The organism is Planktothricoides sp. SR001 (genome assembly GCF_001276715.1).
Lineage (GTDB): Bacteria > Cyanobacteriota > Cyanobacteriia > Cyanobacteriales > Laspinemataceae > Planktothricoides > Planktothricoides raciborskii.
The window spans coordinates 75,511-92,990 of sequence record NZ_LIUQ01000025.1 but is presented as its reverse complement, the minus strand read 5'-3'; the positions used below and the strand labels follow the sequence as shown (position 1 = coordinate 92,990).

At 43.6% G+C, this 17,480-nt stretch carries 15 protein-coding genes and 1 riboswitch; of the genes, 7 read left to right on the top strand and 8 right to left on the bottom strand.

From position 1 onward, the window contains the following. Nucleotides 1-408 precede the first annotated feature (408 nt). Complete coding sequence (locus AM228_RS15890) at nt 409-843, top strand: hypothetical protein (protein WP_054467070.1); 435 nt, start codon at nt 409-411, stop codon at nt 841-843. Between the two features lie 463 nt (nt 844-1,306). Further along, nucleotides 1,307-2,269 carry a diguanylate cyclase gene (locus tag AM228_RS15885; RefSeq protein WP_231636818.1) on the top strand — a complete coding sequence of 321 codons (963 nt, stop codon included), beginning with the start codon at nt 1,307-1,309 and terminating at the stop codon, nt 2,267-2,269. Between the two features lie 304 nt (nt 2,270-2,573). On the opposite strand, the gene surE is transcribed toward AM228_RS15885, so the two are convergent. The 3 genes from surE to AM228_RS15870 form a co-directional block, all read right to left on the bottom strand. Next, nucleotides 2,574-3,254, bottom strand: a complete 681-nt coding sequence (gene surE, locus AM228_RS15880; protein WP_054467068.1) for a 5'/3'-nucleotidase SurE — start codon at nt 3,252-3,254, stop codon at nt 2,574-2,576. Between the two features lie 137 nt (nt 3,255-3,391). Beyond that, the gene (locus AM228_RS15875; RefSeq protein WP_054467067.1) at nt 3,392-4,006 is read right to left on the bottom strand and encodes a peptidoglycan-binding protein; all 615 of its coding nucleotides are present in this window, start codon (nt 4,004-4,006) and stop codon (nt 3,392-3,394) included. 139 nt (nt 4,007-4,145) lie between these two features. Further along, nucleotides 4,146-4,967, bottom strand: coding sequence for an SDR family oxidoreductase (locus tag AM228_RS15870; protein WP_054467066.1), 822 nt, complete (start codon nt 4,965-4,967; stop codon nt 4,146-4,148). A gap of 399 nt (nt 4,968-5,366) precedes the next feature. Between AM228_RS15870 and psb32 the strand changes: the two genes are divergently transcribed. Further along, entirely contained in the window at nt 5,367-6,071 is a 705-nt protein-coding gene (psb32, locus tag AM228_RS15865; RefSeq protein WP_054467065.1) for a photosystem II repair protein Psb32, read from the top strand. 303 nt (nt 6,072-6,374) lie between these two features. Here the strand turns inward: psb32 and AM228_RS15860 are convergent, their stop codons facing one another. The 4 genes from AM228_RS15860 to ribBA form a co-directional block, all read right to left on the bottom strand. Beyond that, on the bottom strand, nt 6,375-6,758 hold the full coding sequence (locus AM228_RS15860; RefSeq protein WP_054467064.1) for a DUF4346 domain-containing protein: 384 nt from the start codon (nt 6,756-6,758) through the stop codon (nt 6,375-6,377). 214 nt (nt 6,759-6,972) lie between these two features. Further along, complete coding sequence (locus tag AM228_RS34290; RefSeq protein WP_054467063.1) at nt 6,973-7,659, bottom strand: lysozyme inhibitor LprI family protein; 687 nt, start codon at nt 7,657-7,659, stop codon at nt 6,973-6,975. Nucleotides 7,660-7,761: 102 nt separating this feature from the next. After that, nucleotides 7,762-9,612, bottom strand: a complete 1,851-nt coding sequence (locus AM228_RS15850) for an aspartate kinase (RefSeq protein WP_054467062.1) — start codon at nt 9,610-9,612, stop codon at nt 7,762-7,764. Between the two features lie 156 nt (nt 9,613-9,768). Continuing rightward, nucleotides 9,769-11,460 (bottom strand): bifunctional 3,4-dihydroxy-2-butanone-4-phosphate synthase/GTP cyclohydrolase II, encoded by a 1,692-nt coding sequence (gene ribBA / locus AM228_RS15845; protein ID WP_054467082.1) that lies wholly within the window; start codon nt 11,458-11,460, stop codon nt 9,769-9,771. Nucleotides 11,461-11,729: 269 nt separating this feature from the next. Between ribBA and argC the strand changes: the two genes are divergently transcribed. Next, entirely contained in the window at nt 11,730-12,788 is a 1,059-nt protein-coding gene (argC, locus tag AM228_RS15840) for an N-acetyl-gamma-glutamyl-phosphate reductase (protein WP_054467061.1), read from the top strand. 326 nt (nt 12,789-13,114) lie between these two features. Here the strand turns inward: argC and AM228_RS15835 are convergent, their stop codons facing one another. Further along, nucleotides 13,115-13,408, bottom strand: coding sequence for a DUF433 domain-containing protein (locus tag AM228_RS15835; protein WP_054467060.1), 294 nt, complete (start codon nt 13,406-13,408; stop codon nt 13,115-13,117). Between the two features lie 335 nt (nt 13,409-13,743). Then, nucleotides 13,744-13,883, top strand: a riboswitch (cyclic di-AMP (ydaO/yuaA leader). A 344-nt stretch (nt 13,884-14,227) separates the two neighbouring features. Between AM228_RS15835 and ntrB the strand changes: the two genes are divergently transcribed. From ntrB to AM228_RS15820, 3 genes are read left to right on the top strand one after another with little or no spacing between them, the layout of a single operon-like run. Further along, nucleotides 14,228-15,034, top strand: coding sequence for a nitrate ABC transporter permease (ntrB, locus tag AM228_RS15830; protein WP_054467059.1), 807 nt, complete (start codon nt 14,228-14,230; stop codon nt 15,032-15,034). 15 nt (nt 15,035-15,049) lie between these two features. Next, nucleotides 15,050-16,444 (top strand): CmpA/NrtA family ABC transporter substrate-binding protein, encoded by a 1,395-nt coding sequence (locus AM228_RS15825; RefSeq protein ID WP_054467058.1) that lies wholly within the window; start codon nt 15,050-15,052, stop codon nt 16,442-16,444. Between the two features lie 58 nt (nt 16,445-16,502). Beyond that, nucleotides 16,503-17,330 (top strand): ABC transporter ATP-binding protein, encoded by an 828-nt coding sequence (locus tag AM228_RS15820; protein ID WP_054467057.1) that lies wholly within the window; start codon nt 16,503-16,505, stop codon nt 17,328-17,330. Nucleotides 17,331-17,480: the final 150 nt, after the last annotated feature.

Sequence of the window (17,480 nt, the reverse complement as noted above, 5' to 3'; positions counted from 1 at the left end):
TTACAAACGTAGCTGTCTAACATTGTCTACCTTTGGGTAACTTTGTCCAGATTTTTACGAGCGGTAAAGTTAAAACAACAAATAACCAATAATATTTCCGATCCAGGGAGGGACAATTGATGAATTGTCCCTCCCTTTATTTATGGGTTTATTTATGGGTTTATTTATGGGTTTATTCATGGGTGAAATCTATTCACCATTCCGTAGGGGCGAACGCCCGTTCTCCCCTACACAAAGAAACAACAATTAACAAGTAAGCAATAAGCAATAATAAATAGCAAACAGACAATCAAAAACCACCAATCAAACCTGTGGACAGTTGATAAACTGACCGAAAAAAATAATTTTATCCTGAAACTGCGCTGAGTTTCCGAATTCTGAAATATAGTTTAAAAGGAAATATTAACTATGCGCAGCATTTACGGTTTTATTCTATTGTCTGGTTTATTATTGACTGGCGTTGGTAACGCGGCATTTCGTACTTTTGACTCTGGGTCTTTTGACCAAGTTGGCTCTGATATTCCATTGAATATTCTCTCGGAAAATGATGGAAATTTTTGCAAAAGAGGTGCAGATCAAAGGGACGGTTGCTTAGAGATGAAATCTCAAGTATTACTGTCATTGAATCAGTCTAAACTTGTTGTGGACAAATTTGTAAATCGTATGCCTAGAGGGAGCGGACGCATTGACACGATGGATTCCGATCAGAATAATCGTCGGATGTCAATCAAAGACGAAGCCAGGGGCAGCGGGCGTCGTGATATCACTAATTCTGAGAAAGATCCCGATAGCGTCCAAAGCACTTCTCAAGAACATCGGGGGAGTGGACGATTAGAAGCATAACATAATTTGACAATAATTTTTCGTCAATATTTAAGCTTCATAACAATTGCAATAGGCCGATAGGATTATTTCCTGGCGGCTGATTTTGCTTTTTACAAAAAATATAAATTTGGTTAAATGACTGGCTTTCCTCCCGGAAGCGATCGCCTAAATTAAGGCCGAAAATTCTCTAATAAAAGTATTTCATACAAAATCTCATATTATTTATTTGTTACAAGTTATGAAATATGAATAAGTTAATTACAAACAATTGCCGTCAGTGCAAATACTTGCTTATTGGATGTGGTGATGAAGATGAGCCGTTGATTGCGGTTCCGGGAATGCTGACATCCTTGGGCAAATTCCCTCAGAGAAATATTCATAAAATGTTAAAGTTAATATAGATGTTTGCTCAGATGACTTTCAGAGCATTTATCAGAGGATAATTTCTGGTCGAATTATTGGTTAAATTCAGATTATAAAAATGATGGATCCTCTCTGGTTTCCAGTAAAATCGTTTAATCCTAAAGAATTTCTGGTGTTAATCGTCGATGACGTGAGGAGTAATCTGAAAGTCGTCGGCGCCATCCTAGATCGCGTGGGGTATTCTACAACGTTTGCCACCAGTGGCGAACAAGCCTTTGAACGCATGAAAAAGTCTAAACCAGACTTGATATTGATGGATATAATGATGCCAGAGATGGATGGAATCGAAGTTTGTAAAAAAATTAAAGGAATTAGTCAATACGAGGAAATACCGATTATTTTCGTCACCGCCAGTCACGAAAATAAAATGATTATGGAAGCCTTCAAGCAAGGCGCGGTTGACTATATTACTAAGCCATTTAAGTCCGGTGAATTACTGGCAAGGGTTAAGATTCATTTAGAGTTGAAATATACCAGAGATGAATTGAGAAAAAACCTAATTGAGTTAAATAAATTAGCCACCACTGATGGTCTAACTGGGGTACTTAATCGGCGTCATCTCTTTATTTTAGCCGAGCAGGAATTTAACCGAGTTTGTCGTTATGGCAATTCTTTTTCTGTGTTTATTTTGGATGTAGATTATTTTAAGATGATTAATGATACTTATGGTCATACGGTTGGGGATGAAACTTTAAAGGCGATCGCCCAAACCACCCAAAGTTTACTCAGAAACGTTGATTTATTTGGCCGATTTGGGGGAGAAGAGTTTGTCGGTTTTCTCCCAGAAACTAACAGTGAAGATGCTTTCAAAGTCGCTGAAAGAATTCGCCAAACTATTGCTAATTTAAACCTAGAAATTGACAATAATATTTTGCGTATTACCGTTAGCATTGGCTTGGCAACTTATGCCTCAACCGATCCCGAAATTGACGAAATGTTAAAACGAGCGGATCTGGCTCTTTATGAAGCCAAACGACGGGGACGTAACCAAGTGCTTGTTTATCAGGATAATTTATCCTGATAATTTATGGATCAAAAGATCAAACCTAATTTTAGAGTAGAATGAATCACTGGTAATTTTTTTATCGGTTGAGTCCAAAAATTAAAACATCTCAGAAAACAATTTACTCAGGTATTCAATGGAAAATACAGCGTTGTTAGATGCGATCGCCGGTGGACTAGCCCTGGCCATTGTCATTGGTGGGTTAGTCATGCTATTTAAAGGAATGTCAGCATTTAAATAATTTTAGTTATTTGTTATTGATTATTCGTTGTTTGACTGATTATGCAAATAACGAATAACCAATAACGAATAACGAATAACCTTAAAGGGAAATTTTGGTAACGGCAATGTGACCGGAAAAGCACACATCCACATCCGTATTGGGGGCGCGATCGCGGTGCCCATATTCACCCACATAATAAAACTCATCCCTTTCTACCCGATATTGGATCGGTAAGGGCTGGGTGGAAGGTTGGCAAAACACCATTTTCGGGTCGGGTTCTCCGGGTTCGATGTATGGAAGATTCACATTCCAGAAACTGCCCGGTTCTAGGGGTCGATTCAGTAAATCGGCCAAGACATAAGCAGCGCGACGAGTGGTGGCAGACCAATCAATCGGGCGTTTTCCTTTGCGATATTGAGAAATGGCAATTCCTGCACGGCCTAAAAATACCGCCTCCCTTACGGCGGCGACGGTTCCAGAAAGATAGACATCAATTCCCATATTCCCACCCTCATTAATCCCGGAAATGACCCAGGTGGCGGCGGGAAATAAATGACTTAAGCCAATGCGTACACAGTCGGCAGGGGTTCCCCCAATGGCATATTCCTGCTCGGAACGGCATTCTACATGAATGGCGCGATGGGTCGTGACTTGGTGTCCACACCCCGAATATTGTTTTTTCGGAGCCGCGATCGCACAATCATAGTTCTCCAGTGCTTTAACCAATCCGCGAATCCCTGGGGCATCGATGCCGTCGTCATTAGTCAGAATAAAATTCATCGGTAGATTAAGACTGTGATTTGTTGGAAAGTTGTTTGTTGGAAAGTTGTTTGTTGGAAAGTTAATAGCGATTCTAGCAATGGTAGGGTGGGCAAATCTTGCCCACCCTACAGTCGCTACCGAGGCCACTCAAGCAATTACAAGCCGGTTTTTTGCTGTAGCATCGTGTGAGTTTTCAAGCCCACAACTCCATCAGGAGTCAAGCCATTCGCTTTCTGGAAATTAATCACCGCCTGTTGTGTAGCGTCATCAAATTTCCCGTTCATTTGCCGCCAATCATATAACTTCAAAGAACTAAGCTGGCGTTGTACCCGTAAGACGGTCGGGGAATCATCTCCCAGTCTGACCACCGGCTGAGTCGTCGGTTGTGGAGTCTCTGGATAGGTTTGCTCCAAAGCTTCCTGGGTTTTTGTCCCAATCACTCCATCCGGTGTTAATCCATTATTTTGTTGAAAATGCTTCACCGCATCTTCCGTTAAATAACCATAGTAGCCGGTGGCTTTGGACTTAAAATAACCCAGTTCTTGCAGACGCCGTTGGACTTGAACGACTTGATCGCCGCTATCTCCCAACTTGATTAGCGCCAGGGCTGGCACCGCCGTACCAAAAACTGAGGCGCTGAAAACCACAGACATCACAGAGGAAATAGACCGACGGCTAAACTTTGGCCATTTCCCGCGCCAATTGGGATAACTCGGAATATCCTGTTGCTCGTATGCTTCAGCAATATGAATATAAGCGAGATTTTCCATCACGAGTAATTCCTTTTTATTCCTGTGTACTGATAAACACAAATTCATTGCCTTAAATAGCGATCGCGGCTCACATTCTCCGAAGTCATAAATGAAAAAATTTATGCTCATTTCTTAACAATTAGAATGTGTTTACGGCTTAAAATTCGATTTTCGGATGAATCAAATTGTATCCTGCCGCTTTCAGCTTTTCATTGGATAGCCGTGCATTGTAGGGACGTACCTGGGGTGTCGATGGATCCCAAATTACTTTAGGCAGCCCATGACATTCAAACAAACCATCAAGGAGTTCGCCCGTAGTCATAGGTGAATCATTTCCGAGATTGTAGATGCCCCCCAATTGCTGGCAAAGAATAAAATCCAATGACCCTACAATATCATCTAAATGTATCCAGTTAGCGATCTCTTGGCCGGTTCCCGGACGAGTTTTTCCGGCAATATTTTGAAAGATTCTTAACAGAGTTCGACCCGGCCCATAAATTCCCGCAATGCGAAGAATAGAAACAGTCAATTGCTCACTCGCTGCCGCCAATAAAACTTGCTCTGTTTTATACAGAATCTCACCATTTTCATTGGCAGGACAGACTGGCGACTCTTCATCTACCAACGCACCCTGTCGATCGCCATATACAGCATAACTGCCTGTATATATAAGTTGCTGCACTGTGGGGACTTCTTTTAAGGCCGTGACTAAGGTTTCCGCAGTCTTTAAGTAAGTTTGCTCATAGCCGGTGCGATTTTTCGCCCCGACACTCAGCAGTACCACTTCTTGATCTTTTAGCACATCCCGCATTCGTTCGAGGTCATCCCCTCGAAGAATTTCTACCCGGTGAGCCACTGCTTGTAATTCAGGAACTCTTTCTGGGGTCGTGGTGGTGACAGTGAGGGTATGACCCCCTTCTTTCCACAACTTTGCCACCGCAGTGCCGACATAACCACAGCCAATAATTAGAATATTCATAATTAATTGCTAATTGCTACTTGCTAATTGCTAATTGCTAGTTGTTGGGTAGGGATTCTTTGGGTAGGGATTATTTGGTTGATAGTTGTTGGTTGTTCGCTGGGGAACGGGGGTCGGAAGGTGTCGGGTGTGGGGGAGCAGAGGAGATATATCTCCTCTGCTCCTGATCTCCTCTGCTCCTGATCTCCTCTGCCGACGGCGGTCTCCTCTGCCGACGGCGGTCTCCTCATCTCCTGAAATCAAATATCTGTAGCATCACTTAACGAAATGCCAACCGTCATTTCTTAAACACAAACAACAAACAATAACAAATAACTCATAACCAATACTTAATAAAATTTAATTCTAATCTACCATTAAATGTAAGATATTGAACAATCAGTTTTCTTACATAAGCACATGAGACTAGCAATCTTTTCTTTAAGAAAATATACTCAGCGACTAATGGCGGTGGTGGGGATGATCCTGTTAGCCAGTGGGTTGGTGGCATTACCTGCGAGTGCGACGGGAATGTATCAAATGCCGCCGACGCCCCCCGATCGCACCAGAGTGCTGGATGATGGGGAAATTCTTAGCCGCTTGAATGAAGGTCAAATTACCAAAAAATTTGATGCGGTGGCGGAAAAAACCGGCTATCAACCCTGGTTGGTGACGATTCACCGCTTGGATTATGGCCTGAGTATTGAAGATTTTACCAATCAGCTATTTGAGAAGTGGTTTCCTACCCCGGAAGCGCAGGCGAATCAAGTTTTAATTGCGATCGATAACGTGACTAATAACGCGGGAATTCGCACCGGAGAGGCGGTAAAATCGGTGCTGACTGATGAGATTGTTGCCAGTGTGGTTAATGACACGATTCAGGTGCCTTTGATCCAAGGAGACAAATATAATCAAGCCCTGTTGGATGCCAGCGATCGCGTTGCCACGGTATTATTTGGGGAACCGGATCCAGGGCCGCCCGTATTTGACAATTCCATTGATGTGGAACGCACCTATAAAACGGCGGAAGAAACCGATACGTTTAATTCCACCATTGTGGTTGTGGTGCTCTTAATCTTAGCCACGGTGATTCCAATGGTGACGTATTACTGGTACATTAATTAGTCATTAGTTGTTGGTTGTTAGTTGTTAGTTATTTGTTGTTTGTTGTTTGTTGTTTGTTAGAGCCATAGCCAACAACTAACAACCAACAACTATAGCAGTCCTATATCAGTTGTGGAATTGTAGGGGTAACAGGTTTGGCAAGCGTGAGCTTACCCCTAAACGCTCCGGGGCAACCACCGCCTTAAGGAATTGCCCCCTACAAAAATATTACGATTGAAATAGGACTGCTATAATAACCAACAACTAAGAACCAACAACCAACAACCAACAACCAATAACTAACAACCAACAACGAATAACTAATTAATCTTGCACATAGTCGGCCCCAGTGACTAAAGCCATTTCCGCCCGAACAAATTCGCGGCCTAAATAAGCGGCATGATCGAGCATGGTGACGGGAACTGGGCTAGTTTCTTCAAAAATTTTCACACAAAGTTGTTTAGCCGTTTTTCCGGTAAATATGGTGGTGTGAGTCCGTTGTACTTTACCCCTTGCGGGAATCACTTCGCCGGTTTCGGGATCGACCGCTAAACCGCGATCGTCGATCGCATTTGTAAAGTGTTTAGCACAAATCAGCCCCGCTTCTCGGTCTAGGTAAATAATAAAATAGCCATTGGGATCGAGATCGATATGACGTTGGGAGAGTTTGTCATCAATGGCTTTTAGATTGTCGAGTATTTGAGTCATGTTTAGTAACAATGGGATATTTTTTTCTAACCGCCGCAACTTTCCTTTTTTTGGATGGTCGCAAATAGTCTTTATTTATAGTGTATAAGATAAGTAGTTATTAGTTATTAGTTATTCGTTATTCTCTCCCAAAAAAACAAACAGTAACAAATAACAAATAACCAACAATATGCCTAATCCCTACCCAACAATATGCCTAATCCCTACCCAACAACTAAAACAATAAATCCATTAATTGAGCGAGTTCTTCGGTGCGTTGTTCGGTCATGCGGATTTTACAAAGATTTTCGCCTCCTGATGTTTGAGTCCCTTCAAACGCACAGTTGGTATCGCGAAATTTAATCCAAGCTAATTCAGCGGTTTGTAATTTGTTTTTATTGAACCCATTTAGTTGGGCGATAAAATTTTGATAAACTTGATTAAGTTTTTGGTCAACTTGTTGATAATTTCGGCTGGTGGGTTGAGGAATTTGACGAGATTGATAGGCTTCTAGTTCAATTGTCCGCTGTTCAGTCATGCCGCCTAAACAGCCATTATAAATGCTTGGTGCGATGGTTCCTCCTTCAAAAAGACTTCTGGCAAAGTCACAGTTGGTATCGCGAAAGTCAATCCAAGCTAACTGTGCCAGGGTAAGTTGCGATCGCATTTGGGATGATAATTGTTGATAGACTTGGTTTAGTTTTCTATCCGCTGCTTGATAATATCTAGCGGCACAAATATTCATTTCGGCTTGGCTTTGGGGATTGTCACAGTTGGGGTTTTGTGCCAGTAAATTATCTCTAAAATTATCCTGAAAATTATCCTGAAAATTATCCCCCTCAAAGGCGATCGCGCTGCTATGAAAAACGATGACAATCAGGCTACTGGTGAAAAGGTTGAATAAATATTTGGGTAAATTCATAGGTTTTTAATTATTTATTATTGATTATTGATTATCTATTATTTATTACTTGTTATTTGTTATTTGTGCTAATTAATAACAAATAACAAATAACAAATAAAATTAAGCCGGAACTTCAATTTTTTTCGCCCCGGAAAGTTCAAAGGCGGCGTGAACGGCTTGCAAGGCAGTTACGGCTTGATCTTCATCCACTACACAGCTAATTTTAATCTCTGAAGTGGTGATCATTTGGATGTTAATTTGCTGTTTGGCTAAAGCATCAAACATTTTCGCGGCGACTCCGGGTTGGTTGACCATCCCTGCTCCCACGATACTAACTTTAGCGATCGCTTTATCCACAGTAATCTCACCAAATTGCCACCCCTGGACTAAGGGCGCTAAGACATCACGGGCATCATCTGCATCTCCTTGGGCAACGGTAAAGGCCATGTCACGGGTGGGGATACCGTCAATGATGCGACAACGCTGAGACTGAATAATCGTGTCTACGCTGACACCTTTTTCCGCTAAGAGGGTAAAAACTTTTGCGGCCATCCCAGGGCGATCGGGGACAAAGCGAATGGCGATCCGGGCTTGCTTGAGATCCAAGGCTACACCGCGCACAGGTGGGGCGGATTTTTTCAACTCGGATAGTTCAATGTTAATGCTTTCGTCTACGGGAGAACTATTCACGGCGAAGGTTTCGCAGAGGGTATGAATGGCGCGATCGCAATCTTTTTGGTCAATCACACAACTGACTTTCACCTCGGAGGTAGAAATCATCAGAATATTAATCTTTTCTGCGGCTAAGGCGGAGAACATTTGCGCCGCTACCCCCGGTCGCCCGATCATCCCGGCCCCAGCAATGCTAATCTTGGCGATATCCCTTTCCACCATAACTTCCGCTTCGTTGGTTACGGGGTTGTCCTTTCCAGAATTAGAACCAGAATTAGAACGCTGGCGAAGGGTAGGCGCGATCGCTGCTGCCACTGCTTCCGCTTGGTTCAGGGAATGCTTATTCACCGTAAAGGCAATATCATTGCTATTCCCTTCGTGAATTGACTGAATAATCAAATCCACATTCAAGTCCTGGCGACCAATTTCCCCAAACATCTGTGCCGCTACCCCAGGGCGATCGGGCACCCGCAACAGCGCCACCTTTGCCTGATCCGTATCAAACTCCACCGCATCCACCGGACGCACCAGTTCCAAACCGTCTAACGGACGGGGAATAGGTGACGGAGAAATCACTCTAGTCCCTGGGTCGTCAGTCCAGCTAGACCGCACCACCAAAGTAATCCCATAATTTCGGGCAATTTCCACCGCCCTCGGATGCAGCACCTTCGCCCCTAAACTGGCTAATTCCAGCATTTCATCACTGGTAATTTCCGACATCAGGCAAGCATCGGGTACAATACGCGGGTCAGCGGTCAAAATCCCCGGCACATCGGTATAAATTTCACAACAATCCGCCTGCAATGCCGCTGCCAAAGCCACCGCTGAAGTATCGGATCCGCCGCGTCCCAGGGTGGTAATTTCCAAATCTTCGAGACTGGAAATCCCTTGGAACCCAGCCACGACCACCACTTTGCCGTCTTTTAAATGGGATTCTAGGCGTTCTTTGGGGATATGTAAAATTCGCGCCCGGGTATGTTCCGCTTCGGTAATAATCCCAACTTGTGCCCCAGTCAGAGAAATCGCCGGTTGACCGATTTGCTGTAACGCCATACTCATCAGGGCGATCGAAACTTGTTCCCCCGTAGACAGCAGCATATCCATTTCCCGCCGACTGGGATTAGGGGAAATTTCGTTGGCCAATTTCACCAATCCGTCCGTGGTCTTCCCCATTGCGGAAACGACCACGACCACGGAGTTACCCGCTTGCACTGTATTCACGACTCTTTGAGCCACCGCTTGGATGCGTTCCACTGATCCAACGGATGTACCACCATATTTTTGGACAATTAAGGCCATATTTTGCCACTCCAGAAAAGTTGCTTATCTTAGCATGATTAATATATTCAATAATCACGTGCAGCACACAGAGATTCTGATGTTTTCTTAACGAAAATTATTTGTTATTTGTTATTTGTGATTTTTTTATTTAAATAACAAATAACAAATAACAAATTACGGCTTATTACCCACAGAAAAGCTATAAATTGTTTGCAATGCCAGGTTTTGGCATAAGGAAGAGGGTAATTTACTCAGGGGGAAGGTTTGACGGTTGAGATCCACCCCCAAATTTGTCAGGGGATCGACCCCGGAAGAAATGAGAAATTCCAGGCGATCCAGACGAGGCCAAGTGGTCAAAGCATCGAGAATTTCCGAGATGGCTTTGATATAAGGATGTTCTGGGTGTTTATACCAATCCGGTGCCGCTAGTTTGGGTTGATCGAAACCAAAGTGAACGGTAAATTCAGGGCGACCAAACACTGCTACGGTGACAGGTCGTTTCTCCTCTTGGATTAATAAATGTTCTTCTTCCGCTAAAGAACGTAATTTTTCCAGGTATTGATACCGTTGTTCTAAGGTTAGAGAATAACTAGGCCAATGCAAGGCAACGGTGACTAAATAGGTCTGCAAGAGCATATGACCCAGTTTTTCCGCTTTGGTGGCGAGATAGAGACAGTTATATGGGTTGGATTCAATTAATAAGGGGACGCGATCAACAATTTCCAAACCATAGCCTTTCAAGCCAGCAATTTTGCGGGGATTGTTGGTAATCAATTTAATTTGAGAAATGCCCAAATCATTGAGCATTTGGGCGCCGACGCCATAGTTACGCAGATCCGCCGGAAATCCTAAGCGTTCATTGGCTTCTACGGTATCTAAACCCGTATCTTGAAGGGAGTACGCCTTGAGTTTATTGATTAAACCAATGCCGCGCCCTTCTTGGCGCAAATATAGCACCACCCCTTGACCGGCATTTTCAATCATTTTCAGGGCAGCTTGTAACTGCATCCGACAGTCACAACGCAGAGAACCCAAGGCATCCCCGGTTAAACATTCCGAATGCACTCGCACCATGACAGGTTGGTTGTGAAAATCAGCGAGGTCGCCTTTGACAATGGCGACGTGCTCGGAGTTGTCTAAGATGTTACGGTAGCCATAGATTTGGAATTGACCAAATTCGGTGGGCAAAGCGGCGACGGTTTCCCGGACGATAAACCTTTCGTGTTTGAGTCGATAGCTAATTAAATCAGCAATGCTGATAATTTTTAGCTTGTGGGTTTTGCTATATTCGATGAGTTCTGGCAACCGAGCCATTGAGCCGTCAGGATTTTGAATTTCGCAGATGACTCCTGCTGGGTATAATCCAGCCATGCGAGCCAGATCCACGGCTGCTTCCGTATGACCTGCCCGTTTTAAGACGCCGCCTTCCCTAGCTCGCAGGGGAAAGATATGACCGGGACGACGTAAGTCAGAGGGTTTGGTGTTGGGATTAATCACCGCTTGGATGGTGCGAGCACGGTCTTCAGCGGAGATGCCGGTGGTGACGCCTAAGCTGGGAGAGCCATCAATACTGACGGTGAAGGCAGTTTGATTGCTTTCGGTGTTGTTTGTGACCATTAAGGGTAGGTCAAGTTGATCCAGGCGATCGCCCGTTGTGGCTAAACAGATTAGACCACGACCATGTACCGCCATAAAGTTGATGGTGTCTGGGGTGGTAAACTGAGCGGCACCAATGAGATCCCCTTCATTTTCTCGGCCTTCATCATCGACCACAACCACGAGGCGTCCCGCTTTGATCTCTGCGAGGGCAGATTCTACAGAGTCAAAGACAAAGTTTTGTTTTGAAGCGTTTTCAGACGATTCCACGATGAAAGTAAAGCAAGTAAACAATAATTTTTTTGGCACTGATGTTTAAATTGTACCGAGTTTAGGGCGATTCCCTCGCCCTCAGAAAGCGGAAAGAGCGGTTTTTATGGGTTGTCAAGATTTCCAGATGTTTAGATTGCTCATAAAATCGGTAATTCTACTACCGCTAAATCAGAATTTTGATACTACAATGCAGCATTGGGCTTTGCTCGGCAAGATTTGAGCAAAAATACCAGAAATCTCGATAGGTTTTGATTAGGAGAAGTGATATGGGTGATTCTAAGCCAGTGTCGGTGGGAATTGTCGGAGCATCTGGGTATGGTGGCGTGCAGTTGGTGCGACTGCTGATGGATCACCCAGGGGTGAAGGTGGTTTATTTGGGGGGAGATAGTAGTGCCGGGAAGCCATTTTCCGATATTTATCCCCATTTGAGTCATGCGACGGATTTGACGATCGCTCCAGTGGATCCAGAGGCGATCGCGGCTCAATGTGATGTGGTGTTTCTTTCGTTGCCCAATGGTTTGGCTTGTGAGATGACGCCCACCCTGATTCAAAGAGGCTGCAAGGTGTTGGATTTGTCGGCTGATTACCGATTTAGTAACTTAGAAACTTACAAGGCTTGGTATGGGGGCGATCGCACCGATGGAGATGTGGCAGCAACGGCGGTCTATGGTTTACCGGAACTGTATCGCGATCGCATTAAAGACGCCAAGTTAGTCGGTTGTCCCGGTTGTTATCCTACCGCCAGCTTACTGGCTTTAGCCCCGCTACTCAAACAGGGGATGATTATCCCAGAAACGGCGGTGATCGATGCCAAGTCCGGCACTTCGGGGGGTGGTAGACAGGCGAAAACTAATATGTTACTAGCGGAAGCGGATAGTTCCATCGCCGCTTATGGGGTGACTCGGCACCGCCACACCCCAGAAATTGAGCAAATTTGCAGTGATTTGGCCGGACATGAGGTGTTAGTCCAGTTTACCCCTCACCTGATGCCAATGGTGCGGGGTATCTTGGCCACGGTTTACGCTACTTTGCGGGATCCAGGATTGGTGCGGGAAGATTTGGCGACGATTTATAAGGCGTTTTACCGGAATTGTCCCTGGGTGACGATTCTGCCTAATGGGATTTATCCCCAAACTAAATGGGCTTGCAGTAGCAATATGTGCTATATCGGCATCGAAGTGGATCAGCGTACCGACCGTGTGATCGTTATGTCGGCGATCGATAACTTAATTAAGGGGCAAGCGGGTCAAGCGGTGCAATGTTTGAACCTGATGATGGGTTGGGATGAAACCCTCGGTTTGCCGAAATTGGGCTTTTATCCTTAATTACAGCGGTTTTCTTTCTTACTGAACTACGGTAGGGGCGTGATCTTTCCGGTAGGGGCGTGATCTTTCCGGTAGGGGCGTGATCTTTCCGGCAGTAGGGGCGAATGGCCATTCGCCCCTACAATATTCTAAGCAATAAATTATCTGCCGGAAAGATCACGCCCGTACACTGCCGGAATGCTTCTCCCTTACAATATTTTCAGCAATAATTTGTCTGCGGTCGTGGTTCGCCCCTAGATATTTGTGGTTTACTCGCGGCAGATTTGCGCTGTAATCTTTCTAAATAATAGTAAACAATAGTAGGGTGGGCTTGCATTTTGCCCACCCTACATATTTCTCAAAACGGATGCTACAGAAGGATGTACTAATTCATCAGGAACTCGATTTTTATCAATGTACTCATTAATCTCTGCTTGATTATCTAGATAAAAACTCAAAGCATCAAAAACTTGCGCCAAAGTCAGATGGGGTAAATGGTTAAGAATCTCTTCTGGCATAATACCCATCCGCCATAGACCAACAATAGCGCGAACCGATGTCCGAGTACCTATGATAATTGGTTCTCCGCCTAGAATCTCAGAGTTGCGATTAACATACCGTGAGAGGGTTTGAGTTGGCATAGGACAAATTTATCTATTTACTGATTTTTTCTTTAGTCTAGCAGTGAGGGATATTCTGAGGAAGAATCTATATTGACATTGCCTAGTTTGCGAACAATTCCCTAGTTAATCTGGTTTCTATGCTTTCCCACCTGAATTTTATTCTCTCAGAATTAGACGATTAATGGGCGATCGCACTCGCGAAGCAGCGCCGCTAAAAAATGCCTTACTACGATCGCCCTAACAACTAGAAAAGTCTTTTCCTGAGAAATCTTCCTCCCCTCTATACCAAAAATCCAAGGAGTATGATATACTCTATTTTTAGAGTGAGTCAGCCTAATTCTGGGTAAATCAAGCCAGAGTAATTACTCAATCAACTTGATGGCACAGAAACGGGGGAACCAAATTAGGGGCTTATCTTTACTGGAAAGGTAAAGAGGGACATCTCTCAGTCCTAGCCCGTCAGCTAACCTCGTAGGCATTGAGAGGAGACTAAAGAATGAGCATTTTTCATGTCTCAATTTCATTTAGGTATTCCCAATTTGACAACTCTCTACATTCGATTACCTTTATTTGATTTTGAGGTTTAACTTCATTGATCAATTATCGTCCCTTGGAAATTAATTTTCCGAGCGGCAACAATTTATGCAAACTTAAGCCAAAAAAAAGCTTGAGTTTTTTTCGGATGAAAAAATTCTCAATTTTGCCTGGATAAAAATCGGGCAAAATCCTCATTTAGTTTGGATTTGATTCAGTGGGGCATTGGGTCTTCACTGTTTTGAATTGGGAATGCTTTATTTATTTAATAAATTGAATAAAACATCAACAATGAGAGCGGTTATGAAGTCAAAGAAGAACATTTTTCTGGATTTTTTCAATAACTCCAATTTTTTATTACCCATTGTGGGTTTTGTGGGGGTGATTGCTTTATGGTGGCTTATTGCCTTATTCAGACAGGAAATGATGCCCACACCCCCGGAAGCATTGGCAAAAAATTTGGACTTTATTCTCAATCCTTTTTATCGTCGAGGCCCCGGTGATTTAGGTTTAGGATGGCTACTCTTAGCGAGTTTACGGCGAGTTTGTATCGGGTTTCTGCTGGGTGCGATCGTAGCCATTCCCGTTGGGTTTTTAATTGGAATGTCTCATACTGCATGGCAAATTCTGAACCCGATTATTCAAGTCTTTAAACCCGTTTCGCCCCTGGTTTGGTTGCCGATCGCCCTAGCTATATTTAATGCCGCTGAACCTTCAGCAATTTTTGTGATTTTTATTACCTCTCTCTGGTCAACCATTATCAATACCGCTGAAGGGGTAAAAAACGTTCCGAAAGAATATTTAGAAGTCGCCGAAGTGTTAGAAATGCCTCGGTGGAAACAATTAGTCAGCGTGATGCTGCCAGCGAGTTTACCCTATATTTTCACCGGGTTACGCATTAGTTTAGGCATTGCTTGGTTAGTGATTGTGGCCGTAGAAATGCTCACCGGGGGCATTGGGATTGGTTTCTTTGTCTGGGATGAATGGAATCGTCTTAATGTGAGTTCCGTGTTTTTAGCCGTCTTTGTAATTGGGATCACGGGCTTAATTCTGGATTATGCCCTGGCTAAATTACAAATTATGATTACCCATCGTCCCGCACGGAGTTAACCGGAGGAAAAACTGATGAGAAACTATTACAATCGCCGGTTATTTATCCAAGGAATAATGGGAACAGCGGGGGCGATCGCTCTTAATAGCTGTAGTCAAAAGAAAACTCAGCAAAATATTCCCGAAGAAGCCCTGGCTGTAGAACCAATTATTAAACCAGAAACCCTAGAAAAACCTAATTTAACCGTTGGTTTTGTGCCGGTTAATGATTGCGCCCCGTTTGCGATCGCATACCAAAAAGGTTTCTTTCGTAAATATGGTTTAAACGTCACCCTCAGCCGAGAAGCGAGTTGGGGCAACTCCAGAGATGGGATTATTTTTGGGCGTTTAGATGCTTCCCCCGTTGTTTCTGGTGCCGTGACTAATGCCAGATTGGGTGCAGAAGGAGCACGTCATTTTCCCCTCTGTGCCGCCATGACAATTCACCGTCATGGCAATGGCCTCACTATGAATCGTCAACTGTGGGACTCAGGAATTAGACCCTGGTATAGCTATAACGGCAATTTAGATGCATTTGGTCAAGATTTACGCAACTATTGGCAAAAATCACCCCTCGATCAGCGAGTCTGGGCAGTGGTACAAAGTTCAGCCATTTATGAATATTTTGTGCGCTATCTCATCGCTGCTGTGGGATTAAATCCGATTGATGAATTACGTTTAATTATTACTCCCCCACCGCAAATGGTGAGCAATATTCGCATGGGTGCAATGCAAGCCTATATGGTAGCTGAACCTTGGAATACCAGAGCCATTACAGGTAACGAAAATGTCGGTTTTACCTTTGCCCAAGGGCGGGAAATTTGGCGCGGACATCCCGATCGCCTTTTAGCAGTCAGAGAATCTTTTATTCAAGATAATCCCAAAACTTACCGCTCCTTAGTTAAAGCCATGATTGAAGCCTGTCAATATTGCAGTAAACCAGAAAACAAACAAGAAGTGGCACAAATTATTTCTCAGCGTTCCTTTACCGGAGCAAATATTAAATATACTGAACCGGGAATTGTGGGTAGTTATAATTACGGCGGTTTTGATCGGCAAACCCGCATCAAAAATAGCCCAGAAACCACCCTCTTTTTTGATTTATCGACCGAAGTTTCCGCCATTAAAAACGATCATTCTACCTTTCTGTGGCAATCCGATAGTTTGTGGTTAATGACTCAAGCCCACCGCTGGGGACAAATTCCCGAATTTCCCAAAAATGCTGAAGAAATTGCCAAACAAGCTTGGCAAACTGACTTATATCGAGCGATCGCCAACGAAATGGGAATTCAATGTCCCTCAGACAACTATAAAACTGTTTCAGGAGAAGCATTTATTGATGGCAAACCCTTTGATCCCAGTCAGCCCACCCAATATATTAACAGCTTTGAAATTCGTGCCAACCGCCCCCAAATTTACGGGTTGGCTTAATGCGATCGACAATATTTAATCAAAAATTAAGCAATCTTTAATCAAGAGGAATTCCGACATGGTATCACCATCAGAAAATCAACTAATTAACAACTCCCCCAACGCCAACGCCCAAGATTTTCTCGTGATTTCAAATGTAGTTAAAAGCTTTAAAAAAGCAGATGGCAGTGAATTTGTGGTGTTAAATGGCATTAATTTAACCGTTGGTAACAAAGAATATGTCTCGGTCATTGGTCACTCTGGCTGTGGAAAATCAACATTAGTCAGGATTGTGGCTGGTTTAGAAAAACCCACATCAGGACTTGTCACCCTTGAAGGGAAAATGATTCGGAAGCCCGGTGCGGAAAGAATGATGGTGTTTCAAGGTTATGCCTTACTGCCTTGGTTAACGGTCAGAGAAAATATTAGATTAGCCGTAGATGAGGTTTTCAAAACTAGCAGCAAAGCGGAAAAAATTAGCATTGTCAATGAACATATTGAAATGGTAAATCTGACGGCGGCGGCGGATAAATATCCCCATGAACTTTCCGGGGGAATGAAACAAAGGGTAGGAGTTGCCCGGGCTTTAGCCACCCGCCCTAAATTATTATTATTAGATGAACCTTTTGGGGCTTTAGATGCCTTAACTCGGCCTAAATTACAACAACAGGTGATTGAGATTTGGGAAAATCATCGTCAAGCGGTAATGATGATTACCCATGATGTAGATGAGGCGATTTTTATGTCTGACCGGGTGGTGATGATGAGTAATGGCCCTAATGCTACTATTGGTAAAGTGCTGGATATTCCTTTACCACGCCCCAGGCACGCCCATGAAATCCGGGAAACCTCGGAATATTATGAATTACGCAATCAGGCTTTAGATTTTCTGGAAATGTATCAGTAAAATCCGCTCATAGGTGATGAGAAATATATTTTATTTTTAACGGGTATATTTCTCTCGCCAAGAGACAAAGAGATATTGGTCAAATTATCTCGCCCGCTATGCCTGAAATTTGCTCTTGATGATTCTGAATGGTTTTTGATATCTAAAATT